The 12037-nt window shown below is 71.7% G+C and carries 12 protein-coding genes; 10 read left to right on the plus strand and 2 right to left on the minus strand.

Features of this window, described 5'->3' with window-relative positions; genetic code table 11:
* Positions 1-151: 151 nt before the first annotated feature.
* Genes AH6_RS39935 through AH6_RS39945 form a run of 3 tightly spaced genes read left to right on the plus strand, consistent with a single transcriptional unit; the run spans position 152 to position 3851 of the window.
* A complete protein-coding gene (locus tag AH6_RS39935; protein WP_067491301.1) occupies positions 152-1141 on the plus strand; it encodes a hypothetical protein in 990 nt (329 codons plus the stop codon).
* A complete protein-coding gene (locus AH6_RS39940; RefSeq protein WP_067491303.1) occupies positions 1138-2226 on the plus strand; it encodes a hypothetical protein in 1089 nt (362 codons plus the stop codon). Before AH6_RS39935 ends, AH6_RS39940 begins: the two co-directional genes overlap by 4 nt.
* Positions 2227-2267: 41 nt before the next feature.
* Complete coding sequence (locus tag AH6_RS39945; protein ID WP_218006036.1) at positions 2268-3851, plus strand: ATP-binding protein; 1584 nt, start codon at positions 2268-2270, stop codon at positions 3849-3851.
* 9 nt (positions 3852-3860) lie between these two features.
* On the opposite strand, the gene AH6_RS39950 is transcribed toward AH6_RS39945, so the two are convergent.
* Positions 3861-4529: an ArsR/SmtB family transcription factor gene (locus tag AH6_RS39950; RefSeq protein WP_067491307.1), complete on the minus strand. Its 669-nt coding sequence runs from the start codon at positions 4527-4529 to the stop codon at positions 3861-3863.
* Positions 4530-4565: 36 nt separating this feature from the next.
* On the opposite strand from AH6_RS39950, the gene AH6_RS39955 reads away from it, so the two are divergent.
* A complete protein-coding gene (locus tag AH6_RS39955) occupies positions 4566-5771 on the plus strand; it encodes an MFS transporter (RefSeq protein WP_067491309.1) in 1206 nt (401 codons plus the stop codon).
* A gap of 20 nt (positions 5772-5791) precedes the next feature.
* Here the strand turns inward: AH6_RS39955 and AH6_RS39960 are convergent, their stop codons facing one another.
* Positions 5792-7312, minus strand: coding sequence for a PucR family transcriptional regulator (locus AH6_RS39960; protein WP_067491311.1), 1521 nt, complete (start codon positions 7310-7312; stop codon positions 5792-5794).
* A 152-nt stretch (positions 7313-7464) separates the two neighbouring features.
* On the opposite strand from AH6_RS39960, the gene uraD reads away from it, so the two are divergent.
* The 6 genes from uraD (at position 7465) to AH6_RS39990 (ending at position 12037) form a co-directional block, all read left to right on the plus strand.
* Positions 7465-7986, plus strand: coding sequence for a 2-oxo-4-hydroxy-4-carboxy-5-ureidoimidazoline decarboxylase (gene uraD, locus AH6_RS39965; protein WP_067491347.1), 522 nt, complete (start codon positions 7465-7467; stop codon positions 7984-7986).
* The gene (gene uraH, locus AH6_RS39970) at positions 7987-8295 is read left to right on the plus strand and encodes a hydroxyisourate hydrolase (RefSeq protein WP_067491313.1); all 309 of its coding nucleotides are present in this window, start codon (positions 7987-7989) and stop codon (positions 8293-8295) included.
* Positions 8296-8301: 6 nt separating this feature from the next.
* Positions 8302-9201: a factor-independent urate hydroxylase gene (gene pucL, locus AH6_RS39975; protein WP_067491315.1), complete on the plus strand. Its 900-nt coding sequence runs from the start codon at positions 8302-8304 to the stop codon at positions 9199-9201.
* A gap of 14 nt (positions 9202-9215) precedes the next feature.
* Positions 9216-10097, plus strand: a complete 882-nt coding sequence (locus AH6_RS39980) for an FAD binding domain-containing protein (RefSeq protein WP_067491317.1) — start codon at positions 9216-9218, stop codon at positions 10095-10097.
* A 1-nt stretch (position 10098) separates the two neighbouring features.
* Complete coding sequence (locus AH6_RS39985; protein ID WP_067491319.1) at positions 10099-10587, plus strand: (2Fe-2S)-binding protein; 489 nt, start codon at positions 10099-10101, stop codon at positions 10585-10587.
* An 88-nt stretch (positions 10588-10675) separates the two neighbouring features.
* Positions 10676-12037, plus strand: a complete 1362-nt coding sequence (locus AH6_RS39990; RefSeq protein WP_174555166.1) for an 8-oxoguanine deaminase — start codon at positions 10676-10678, stop codon at positions 12035-12037.

A 12037-nucleotide genomic window follows, 5' to 3' on the forward strand; every position in this document is an offset into this window, starting at 1 on the left:
CCCCCGCGCCCCCGGCAAGGGGACTCCGTCCCCCTGCACCCCCTGAGGTTGCGGGCGTGTCGCAATCCCGCTACTAGCTGGGGCTTTGCTCTAGTCCGGTAACAGGTGTTCTGTCAGAATCCCGATGATCGTCATTGGGGGGATTCCAAGCATGGCCAACACCTTGCGTCCGGTGGTCGATCCGGCATTGCCGCCGGACGACCGCCTCCTGCTGCTCGAAGCCGCAGATTCGCTCCGTCCCGCCGGCGACGAGCCCCCGGCCCCACCCTCCTGGGGCGGGCGTACACGCCTGGACGTCCTGATGACCATGCTCATCGCCACCGTGTGCGGCTTCTTCCCCCTCGCCGTCGGGCCCTTCCTCCAAGGCGCCGCCGGACTCGCCGTCGGGGCCGCCGCCCAGCTCGGGCTCGTCGCGGCCTGGTGGTCCGGCGGCTTCACCCTCTTCCTGATCACTGGAACGGTCCTGCAACTCATCTCCTGGGGCGCGCTCCTCGTCTTCGTCGGGGGAGAGGGCGAGCACGCCGAGCTGGCCCGCAAGCACCACGGCCGCTACTACCTGGAAGCCGACTTCGCCTCGGGCAAGAAGGTGAACCGCTGGTTCGGCCTCTCGCCCCGGAAGCTGATGGAACGCACGCAGACCGCCATCGCCACCGTGCTGGACTCGGAGGTCAACTCCGCCGGGCTGCTCGACGACACCGCCAACGCCGTCGCGTTGCCCCAGCAGGAGTGGGAGATCGCCCAGGCCCTGGCCGAGCTGTCCCGCGTCAGGCGGCAGTTGGTCGACATCGTGCGGGCGGAACAGACCAGCGTGCAGGTTCAGCGGGCCATGGAACCGCAGCGCCAGGCCCTCAAGACCTCGGCGGACGCCTTGGCCCGGCGGGTGGAGGCGCTGGAGCGGTACGCCGACCGCACCAGGGCCGCCGACGCCGCCTACCGCGAATGGCGCACCCTCCAGGAGTTGGAAGAATTGAGCGACGACACCCTGGACGTCCTTTCCCGCACCGCCCGCGACGAGCTGGCGGTCGCCGAGATCGACGGGCTCGCCGGCCGGTCCGGGCTGGAGCCGCTGCGCGACAGCCTGCGCGAGGCCCGGGAGGCCGCCCAGGTGCTCGCCCCGCCGGTGGAAGAGGTGCGGGCATGAGCGCCGAGTTGTCGCCCAAGATGCGGCGGCGGCTGCACGACTTCCCGCCGCTGCTGGTCATGTTCGGCGGGCTGCTGCTGATCGTCCAGCTCGTGTCCGGCGTGGTGCTGGCGGTGGCGGACGGTCCCGAGCCGTCCCCCGTCGCGAGCGAGCCGTCCTCCGTCGCGAGCGATCCGCACACGAGGCCGGCCAAGGTGACCTTCGTGCTCACCGGTGACCGGCGCACCGCCGACGTCCAGTACGACCTGCCGCACGGTGGTCCCACGCGCGTCGCGAACGCCGTGCTCCCGCTGCGCAAGACGTTCGTGGCCCGCTACGAGGACACCTTCTCGGCGAGCATCCGGAACCTGCCGGACAACGGCCCCGGCAAGGTCACCTGCACCGTTCTGGTCAACGACAAGGTCGTGCAGCAGAGATCGGACTTCGGCGACAGCGTGTCCGTCCTCTGTGCCGACGTGAGGCTCGACGCCAAGCCGATCCCCGGAGCCACCGTTCCGGCCCAGGGCAACGGGCTGCTCCCCGGCGAGACCCGCCTCACCCGGACGGTCCCGGTCAAGCGGTACCCCGGCAAGGGCTCCCCGCTCGCGGGCCGCGTCACCGACGACGATCCGCGCCTGTCCTACATGTCGCTGGGCGGTGACTGGAGCCGCAGCCGCCAGGTCGACCCGCAGCTCTCCGGATACTCCCGCAAGCAGAGGTTCGACAGCGAGGCGAACTGGGAGGCGATCCTCGTCTCCGGCCTCGTGGACGGCGACCTGGTGGCCGCCGCCCCCGCCAAGGGACGGCTGCGCGCCCTGGCCGGGGCGATACAGGACTACCGGCAGGGCATGAACTTCGACGACACGGCCCGCGGCCGGGACGTCGCCTCTCAAGCGATCAAGGTCGGCGGCCGGAAGGGCTGGGTGGTCGTCCGGGAGATCCGCTTCGTCAAGAAGGGCGTGCGCGCGCGGATGGACCTGTCGGCGGTCGTGATCGTGGACACCGGCCGCCCCCGTCCCTCCTACCTGTGGATCGACATCCCCGAGACGCACAAGCGGCTCTGGCCGGACATCAACACGGTGATCGGCTCGCTGCGGGTGACCTGATCCGCCGACGTTTGTCGGACGTGTTCGTTAGTGTGCGGAGAGTGAAGGCATTCAATACGACGGGGCCGTGCCAGGCGGACAAGCACTACATGCTCGATCCCCTGGCCCGGTTGCCGAAGGCCCGCGGGCTGGTGGAGCAGGGCAAATACTTCGTGGTGCACGCGCCCCGGCAGACCGGCAAGACCACGGTGCTGGAGGCGATGGCTCGCGAGCTGAACGCCACGGGCGAATACGCGGCGGTCCGGTTGTCATGCGAGGTCGCGGGAGCCGCCGAGGACGATGTGGTCTGGGCGCAGCAGGACATTCTCGGAGCCATGCGATCGGCGGCGGAGGATGCGGGTCTGCCCGTCGAGTGCCTTCCGCCGCGACAGTGGCCGGAGGCGTCGCCCGGTCTGCTGCTTCACCAGGGGCTGCGGGCATGGGCACAGCAGTGTGCGCGTCCGCTGGTGCTGCTGTTCGACGAGATCGACGCGCTGCGCGGACGGAGCCTGGTCACCGTGTTGCGGCAGCTCCGTGACGGCTACACGTCGTCCAACACGCCCTTCCCGTATTCGGTGGTGTTGTGCGGAATGCGGAACGTGCGGGACTACAAGGCAGCTTCCGGCGGCGATCCGAATCAGTTGGGGACGTCCAGTCCGTTCAACATCAGCATCGCGTCGCTGCGGATCGGTGACTTCTCCTTCGCCGACGTGGCGGAGTTGTACGGCCAGCACACTGCTGCCACCGGGCAGGTTTTCACCGACTACGCCGTGCAGCGAGCTTTTGAGGCCAGCCAGGGTCAGCCGTGGTTGGTCAACGCGCTGGCCCGCGACGTCATCGAGGAGATGAGGGTCCCGCTCGATCAGCCGATCACCGACGGGATGATGGAGCAGGCGGTGGAGCGGCTGATCATCCAGCGTGCCACCCACCTGGACTCCCTGGTCGCCCGACTTCATGAACCTCGGGTGCAGCGCGTCCTGGAGCCGATGATCGCCGGGCGGGACCGGGCGCTGGACACCACCTACAACGAGGACCTGTCCTACCTGCGTGACCTGGGGCTGGTGACCCGCTCCGGTCCCGTCCAGGTCGCCAACCCGATCTACCAGGAAGTGATCATCCGGGTCCTGAGCCAGCAGGTCCTGGATCAGATCGACGCCGATCCGCACGCCTTCCTGCTCTCCGACGGCCGTCTCGACCTCCCCCTGGTCCTGGACGAGTTCGTCGCGTTCTGGAAGGCCAACGCCGAGATCCTCGACGCCCAGCGCACCTACCACGAGGCCGCCTGCCACCTCATCCTCATGGCGTTCCTCCAGCGGGTGGTCAACGGCGGCGGGTTCATCGACCGCGAGTACGCCCTGGGCCGCAAGCGCCTCGACCTCACCATCCGCAAGCCCTACCTCGAAGCCGACGGACGCAAGGCCGTGCAGTGGTCGGCGTTCGAGCTCAAGGTCCAGACCGACGACAACGGCGACCAGGTCCCGCCCGGTCTGGAGCAACTCGACGGCTACCTCGACCGCCTCGGCCTCGACACCGGCACCCTGGTCGTCTTCGACCGCCGCCGCGCCGCCCCGCCCGCCGCCGACCGCACCTACCTGACGGAGGCCAAGACCCCCAAGGGGCGAGCCGTCACCCTGCTCCACGCCTGATCCGGCCGCCTACGCGCGGCCCGCCAGCACCGCTTCGGCTTCTGGGGACTCGGTCAGGACCCGGTCGGCCGGGCCAGCGCTCAGGAGGTCGCGCTCCCTCAGCGAGTGCAGGATCGCCGCCCCGAGCGCACCTCCGACGTGCGGCGTCCCCGCCGTCGAGTCCAGGCAGCCCACCGCCAGGTGGCGGCGTCCCGCGTCCGGTGCCTCGACGCCAAGACGCGCCAGTTCAGCGGCCAGGCCAGGGCCCGGAGCAAGCGGTGACTCCGCCTCCGGACCCGGCACCAGCGCCTCCACCGCCACCATGCGCTCGTACAGCACGACCCCCAGTTGCCCGGCCAGATGGTCGTAGCAGGTCCGAGCCCGCGCGAACGCCGTGATCCCGGGGAGCTCCGCCTCCGCGTTCCCCGCCAGCGCGTCCACCGACCGGACCAGCGCCGCCACCGCCTCCAGATCGGTCAGCCGGTAGAGCGCGGCCCGCCCCACCCGCCGCGACACCACCAGCTCCGCATCCCGCAGCAACGCCAGATGGTTGGCCAGGCGCGGCGCGCTCACCCGCAGATGTTCGGCCATCGCCCCAGCGGGAAGTTCACGTTCCCGAGCCAGTAGCCGCAGCACCGCGAAGCGCAGCGGATCGGCGAGCGCGCCGAGCAGCCGGACGGTGTGTTCGCTCTCGATCACTTGACATCACCACCCTCGGTCATACTTCATAGTCTCATGAAGAGTGATTGCAGTCGAGTCGAACGGCGGCTACTGCTCGGTGGCGGCGTCAACGGCCTGGGCGGCGGCGTCTGGTTCACCGTGTGGGCCCTCTACCTCACCCGCGACCTGGGCTTCTCCTCCGGACGCATGAGCTTCGCCCTCATCGTGGCCGGTATCGCCGGGCTCCTCCTCGCCGTGCCCATCGGGGCCGTCGCCGACCGGCACGGCGCGCGGCGCGTGCTTTTGTGGCTCTACCTCGTGCGCGGCGCGTCCGCCCTCGCCTTCCTCGTGGTGGACGACATGGTCGGGCTCATCGTCGTCGCCACGCTGTTCAACGGCGCGCAGATCGTCGGCATGGGCGTCAACAACGCGCTGGTCGCGGGCCTGTTCGACGGCCCGGACCGCATCCGCGTCCTCGCCCGCCTCCGGGCCGTCATCCACGGGGCCAACACCCTCGGCGCGGCGGGCGGCGCGATCGTCATCGGCGTCGACGCGCACTGGGCCTACGCCTCCGCCATCGCCTTCAACGCCCTCACCTTCCTCGTCGCCGCCGCCACCCTGCGCGGCGTCCCCGAGGCCGCCACCGCCGAGCGTTCCGCCCGCTGGATGGGCCTGCGCGGCGAGGCCCTCCGCGACCTGCCCTACATCGCCGTCCTGGCGCCGGTCGCGGGCATGTCGCTCTGCTGGGCGATGTTGTCGGTCGGCGTCCCGCTGTGGGTGTCGGAGCACACCGCCGCCCGGCCCGTCGTCGCCGCCCTGGCCGTGGTGGTCAGCTCCCTGCTCATCGCCGCGCTCCAGACGCCCGTCAGCGTCCGCATCCAGGACACCGGCCGGGCCGCCCGCGCGGCGACGCTCGCCGGGGTGCTGCTGGCGGTCGGCTGCGTGTTGCTGATCGGCGCGTCCGGCCCGACGGTCGCGCTGGCCGTCGTGATCGTCCTGGCGGCAGCGCTGGTCCACGTGGCGGGCGAGTTGTTGTTCATCGCCGGGCAGTGGCAGCTCTCGATGGACCTGATGCGCGAGGACCGCAAGGGCGAGTACCAGGGCCTGAACGCGGCCCTCACCGGCGTCGTCCAGACCTTCGCGCCCGCGCTGGTCGCCGCCCTCGTCGGCGGGCTGGCCGCGACGGGATGGCTCATCCTCGCGGTTGTCTTCCTGCTCTGCGCGGCCCCCGTCATTCCTCTTACCCGGCACGCCCTGCGAACTCGGGAGGTGAATGCATGAAGGGGCCAGAATTTCTGTGTTCAGCCCAGCCGGAGGGCCAGGAAGAAGTCCACCCGGTCCTCCAGTCGAGACAGGTTTCGGCCGGTCAGCTCCTCGATCCGCTGGATCCGGTAGCGCACCGAGTTCACGTGCAGATGCAATTGTTCCGCGCACCGCGTCCATGATCCGCTGTTCTGGAGAAAGGTCTCCAGCGTCCGGATCAGATCCGCCTTGTGCACCTCGTCATAAGTGCGCAACGGGTCCAGCAAGCGGACGCGGAACATGTGCCGCACGTCGTCGGGCACGCTCGCCAGCAGCAGCACGTGCGTCGCCAGCTCGTCGTGGCCCACCACGCACACCGGATCGGTGCGCCCGGCGGCCAGGCGGCGCGCGTAGCGGGCCTCCTCGACGGCCCCGCGCAGCTCACCGGCCTCCACGATGTCGCTGACGCCCACCGCCAGGCCGCTCCCGGCCAGGCCGGGTGCCAGCGCCAGCAGCGCCTCGTGGATCTCGCCCGCGATGTCGTGGCCGCGCTCGACGGGGATCAGCGCGATCGCCTCCTCGTCCAGCAGGCCCACCACCGGCCGTTCGGGCAGGATCTCCCGCAGCAGGCCCCGCAGCTCGCCCGGACGCAGCGTGCCCCGCGCGGCGGCGGCGACCGTCACGAACGTCGCCCGCACGTCCAGGCCCGTCAGCTCCAGGCGCGGCAGGATCTCGTCGGCCGCCGCCGCCGACACGACCAGCCGGATCAGCTCCTGCGCCAGCCGCCCTTCCACGCTCAGCCGGTCGTCCAGCCGGGCCCGCTCCAGCGCCACGATCGCCGCCAGCTCCGCCGTCAGCGCCCGCCGCTCGGCGGGCCACTCCTCCCAGTCCCCCTCACAGACGATCATCCAGTCCGCGACCCGCGAGGTCGTGTCGGGCGCCACCGGGAAGATCGACACGTCGGCGGCGGGCAGCCGGTGCGGCAGCCGGGGCGTCGTCAGGAACACCCGGGCCAGCGACGCCGGGTCGACGCGCGCGGGCAGCGGGTGCGAGCCCGCCACCACCCGGCCCGCCGGGGTCAGCACCCAGCAGCGCATCCCGAGGTCGCCGCCCACCAGCTCCAGCACCGGGCCGAGCCCCGCGCCCTCGGTCACGCCCGCGACGAGCTGGCGGTGCCGGTCCAGCACGGCGGTCAGGTCCGACGCCCGCGCCGTGGACAGGTGCCGCACGACCGTCTCGGTGATCGTCGCGAACGCCACCTCCTCCGGCACCCGGAACAGCGGCATCCGGTGCCGCCGGCACGCCTCCACCAGGTCGGCCGGGATCTCGCCCGCCCGCAGGTCCCAGGCCGCCAGGCCCGACACCCCCGCCTTGGCCAGCGCCCGCACGAACACCTCCGAGTCGGCGGGCTCGTTGCGCCACACCAGCCCGGTCAGCACCAGCTCGCGCCCGCTCAGGTAGCGGCCCGGGTCCAGCAGGTCGGTCGTGACGACCCAGCGCACCACCCGGTCGAGGTCGTCGCCTCCGGTGACGACCTCCAGCCGCAGTTCGGGCATGGCCAGCAGGGAACTCAGCCTCATGCCCGGCGAGGTTAACACCCGCCCTGCTTGGAGCAACGCACGAAAAGTTCCCGGTGTCCGGGGCCACAGTTCGGACTTCCTGTCTCTCGACCGACCCCCGATCCGCTGTGTGTACTGCATGCAACCCCACGACGAAGGAGGCGGGAGTGCCGGTGACCACAGGACGCGGAATCGCCTGGCTGAACGCGCTGCCCCCGGCGGACGCCGAGTCCGAGCTGCTCACCTGCTGCGCCTCCCGCCGCTGGGCGGCGGCCGTCGCCGCGGGACGGCCCTACCGCGACGCGGACGCCCTCCACGCCGCCTCGGCCGAGCACCTGGACGATCTCGACTGGGCCGATGTGGAGGAAGCTCTGAACGCCCACCCCCGCATCGGGGAGCGGGCCGCCGGGCAGGACCGCGAGTCCGCCTGGTCGCGCGGCGAGCAGTCCGGCGTCAACGACGCCGAGGCCGCCACCAGGCAGGCCCTGGCCGACGGGAACCGCGCCTACGAGGACCGTTTCGGCCACGTCTTCCTGATCTGCGCCACCGGCCTCAGCGCCGGTCAGATGCTCGCCGCCCTGCAAGAGCGGCTGAGCCACGACGCCGACGCCGAGCGCCCGGTGGTCCGCGCCGAGCTGGCCAAGATCGTCGCCATCCGGCTGGACAAGCTCCGCACCGCCGCCGAAGGGAAGTAGATGTCGCTCTCGACGCACGTGCTGGACGCCGCCCGGGGCCGCCCCGCCCCCGGCCTCGCCGTCCGGCTCGACCGGCACGACGGCGGCTGGACCCAGGTGGCGCAGGCCGGCACCGACGACGACGGCCGGATCAAGGACTGGGGCGCCGAGATCGGCCCCGGCACCTGGCGGCTCACCTTCGACACCGCCGGCCTGTCGGACTTCTACCCCGAGGTCGCGGTCGTCTTCACGATCACCGACGCGGCGCAGCACCACCACGTGCCGCTGCTGCTGAGCCCGTTCGCCTACTCGACCTACCGAGGGAGCTAAGCCCAGATGGCCATCGTTCTCGGCCCCAACCGCTACGGCAAGGCGGAGACGCGCGTCGTCCGCGTCACCAGGGACGGCGGGGTCCACCGCATCAAGGACTGCAACGTCAGCGTCTCGCTGTCGGGCGACATGGACGAGGTCCATCTGACCGGCGACAACGGCGCGGTGCTGCCCACCGACACCCAGAAGAACACCGTCTTCGCCTTCGCCAAGAAGTACGGCGTCGGGGAGATCGAGGAGTTCGCGCTGCTGCTCGCCCGGCACTTCGTGGACTCCCAGCCGACCATCCACCACGCCCGCGTGGAGGTCGAGGAGTACTCCTGGGAGCGCATCCCGGTGGAGGACGCCCCCCACCTCGGGCTGCGCGACAAGCAGCACTCGTTCGTCCGGGCGGGCACCGAGACCCGCACCGCGCTGGTCCACAGCGACGGCAGCGACGGCGCGGAGTCGGTGGTGTCGGGCCTGAAGAACCTGGTGGTGCTGAACTCCACCGGCAGCGAGTTCCACGGCTACATCGAGGACGAGTTCACCACCCTCCAGCCCACCAACGACCGCATCCTCGCCACCGAGGTCACCGCCCAGTGGCGGCACCGGGGCACCGACTCGTCCTTCGGACGTTCCTACCGGGACGCGCGCCGCTGCCTGCTGGAGGCGTTCGCCGAGACCTACAGCCTGTCGCTCCAGCAGACGTTGTACCAGATGGGCCGCCGCGTGCTGAACGAGCGCCGCGAGGTCTGCGAGGTGCGGCTCGCGATGCCGAACAAGCACCACTTCCTGGTGGACATGGCCGCCTTCGGCATGGACAACGACAACGAGGTCTTCTACGCCGCCGACCGCCCCTACGGGCTGATCGAGGGCTCGGTCCTCACCGACGACGCCCCCGACTCCCCGTCGGCCTGGATCTGAGGGATTCTAGAGATATGGACTTCCTGCGCCCCACGACCTGGGAAGACGCGCTGGCGGCCAAGGCCGGGCAGCCCGACGCGCTGCCCGTCCAGGGCGGCACCGACGTCATGGTCGAGATCAACTTCGATCTGCACCGGCCCGCCGCGCTGCTGGACCTCAACCCGGTCCGCGAGCTGGCCGAGTGGGACGTGGTGGACGGGCGGCTGCGCGTCGGCGCGGGCGTCCCCTACGTCCGGCTGATCGAGGAGCTGGGGGACCGGCTGCCCGGCCTCGCCCAGGCGTCGCGCACCGTCGGCTCCCCGCAGATCCGCAACCGCGGCACCGTCGGCGGCAACCTCGGCGCGGCCTCCCCGGCCGGGGACAGCCACCCGCCGCTGATCGCCGGGGACGCCGAGATCGAGGTGGCGTCGGCCGCGCGCGGCGTCCGGATGATCCCGGCCACCGAGTTCTACACCGGCGTGAAGCGCAACGCGCTGGAGCCGGACGAGCTGATCCGCGCGTTCTGGACCGACCCGGCCCCCGGCCCGCAGTACTTCTCCAAGATCGGCACCCGGAACGCCATGGTGATCGCGGTCTGCTCGTTCGCGATCGCGCTGCACCCCGGGCGCCGCCGCGTCGGCACCGGCGTCGGCTCGGCCGCGCCCACCCCGCGCCGCGCCACCGCCGCCGAGGACTTCCTCAGCGCCGAACTCGACTGGGAGGGCCGCGGCCCGCTGTCGATCTCGGCGGCCAAGGAGTTCGGCGAGCTGGTCAAGCGGGCCGCGTCCCCGATCGACGACGTGCGCGGCACCGCCGACTACCGCAGGCACGCCCTGTCGGTGATGGCGCGCCGCACCCTCACCTGGGCATGGAACGACTACCGCGACGGCGCGAAGGCCGGAAAGGAGGCTTCCTGACATGCGCGTGAACTTCACCGTCAACGGCTCCAAGGAGACCGTGGACGACGTCTGGGAGGGCGAGAGCCTCCTGTACGTCCTGCGGGAGCGGATGGGGCTGCCCGGCTCCAAGAACGCCTGCGAGCAGGGCGAATGCGGCTCGTGCACCGTCTACCTGGACGGCGTCCCGGCGTGCTCGTGCCTGGTGGCGGCCGGGCAGGTCGAGGGCCGCGAGGTCCGCACCGTGGAGGGCCTGGCGCAGGGCTCCACCGGCTCCGACCAGCAGCTCGACCCCGTGCAGGAGGCGTTCGTGGAGGCGGGCGCGGTGCAGTGCGGGTTCTGTACGCCGGGCCTGATCGTCCAGTCGCACGACCTGATCAACCGCGTGCCCGACCCGTCGGACGCCGAGATCCGCGAGGCGCTGGCGGGCAACCTGTGCCGCTGCACCGGCTACGAGAAGATCCTCGACGCCGTGCGCCTGGCCGCGAGCCGGAAGGCGGCGGCCCAGTGAGCCGGCGCGCGTCGTCTGGACTGAGGAGCCTGCGACGAGGGAAGACGGCGCGTCAGACGCCGGCGAGCCGCCGAGCGGAGGCGAGGCAATGAGCACTGTGAAGCGGATCATCGAGAACGCCTACGTGGTGACGGTCTCCGGCGCGGAGTTCCCCGGCGGCCACATCGTCGTCGAGGGCGACAAGATCACGGCCGTCGGCCCCGGCCCGGCCCCCCGGATCGAGGGCGCCGAGCGCATCGACGGCACCGGCTGCCTCGCCACCCCCGGCCTGGTCAACACCCACCACCACCTCTACCAGTGGGCCAGCCAGGGCCTCGCCAAGGACAACACCCTGTTCGAGTGGCTGGTGGCGCTCTACCGGCCGTGGTCGAAGATGGACGCCGAGGTCGTGGCCGGGGCCGCCAGCGCCGGGCTCGGCTGGCTCGCCAAGTCCGGCTGCACCACCTCCACCGACCACCACTACATCTTCCCCAAGGGGCGCGGCGACCTGTTCGCCGCCGAGATCGAGGCCGCCGCCGAGCTGGGCGTGCGCTTCCAGCCCTGCCGGGGCTCGATGGACCGGGGCCAGTCGCAGGGCGGCCTGCCGCCGGACGAGGTCGTCGAGGACATCGACACGATCCTCGCCGAGACCGAGGCGGCCATCGACCGCTACCACGACGACTCGTTCGGCTCGATGCTCCGGATCGCCGTCGCGCCCTGCTCGCCGTTCTCGGTCAGCAAGGAGCTGATGGTCCGGTCCGCCGAGCTGGCCCGCGCCAAGGGCGTGCGGCTGCACACCCACCTCGCCGAGACCCTCGACGAGGAGGAGCACACCCTCCAGCAGTTCGGCATGACGCCGGTCGAGTACATGGACACCATCGGCTACCTCGGCCCCGACGTCTGGCTCGCGCACTGCGTCCACCTGCACGACACCGACATCAAGCGGCTCGCCGAGACCGGCACCGGCACCGCGCACTGCCCCAGCTCCAACGCCCGGCTCGGCGCGGGCATCGCCCGCGTCTCCGACCTGCTCAAGGCGGGCGCGCCCGTCGGCCTCGGCGTGGACGGCTCGGCGTCGGCCGAGCTGGTGCCGCTCGCCGGGGAGGTCCGGCAGGCGATGTACATGCAGCGCGCCCGGTACGGCCCGACCGCGCTCACCGCCCGCCAGGCCCTGGAGATCGGCACGCTGGGCGGCGCGAGGTGCCTGGGCCGCGAGAACGAGATCGGCTCCATCGAGGCCGGCAAGCTCGCCGACATCGCGCTGTGGCGGGTGGACGGCTTCCACGCCGCCGTCGCCGACCCCGTGGTCGCGTTCGCCTACGGCGCGACCCCGCCGCTGGCCCGGCTGCTGGTCGGCGGCAGGACCGTGGTGCGCGACGACGAGCTGGTGACCGTCCCGCAGGACGAGGTCGGCCGGCGCGGCGCCGACGCCCACCGCCGCCTCATGAAGCTCGCCGAGGAGGTCCTCTAG

It is taken from the genome of Actinomadura hibisca NBRC 15177, assembly GCF_001552635.1.
Taxonomy (GTDB): Bacteria; Actinomycetota; Actinomycetes; order Streptosporangiales; family Streptosporangiaceae; genus Spirillospora; species Spirillospora hibisca.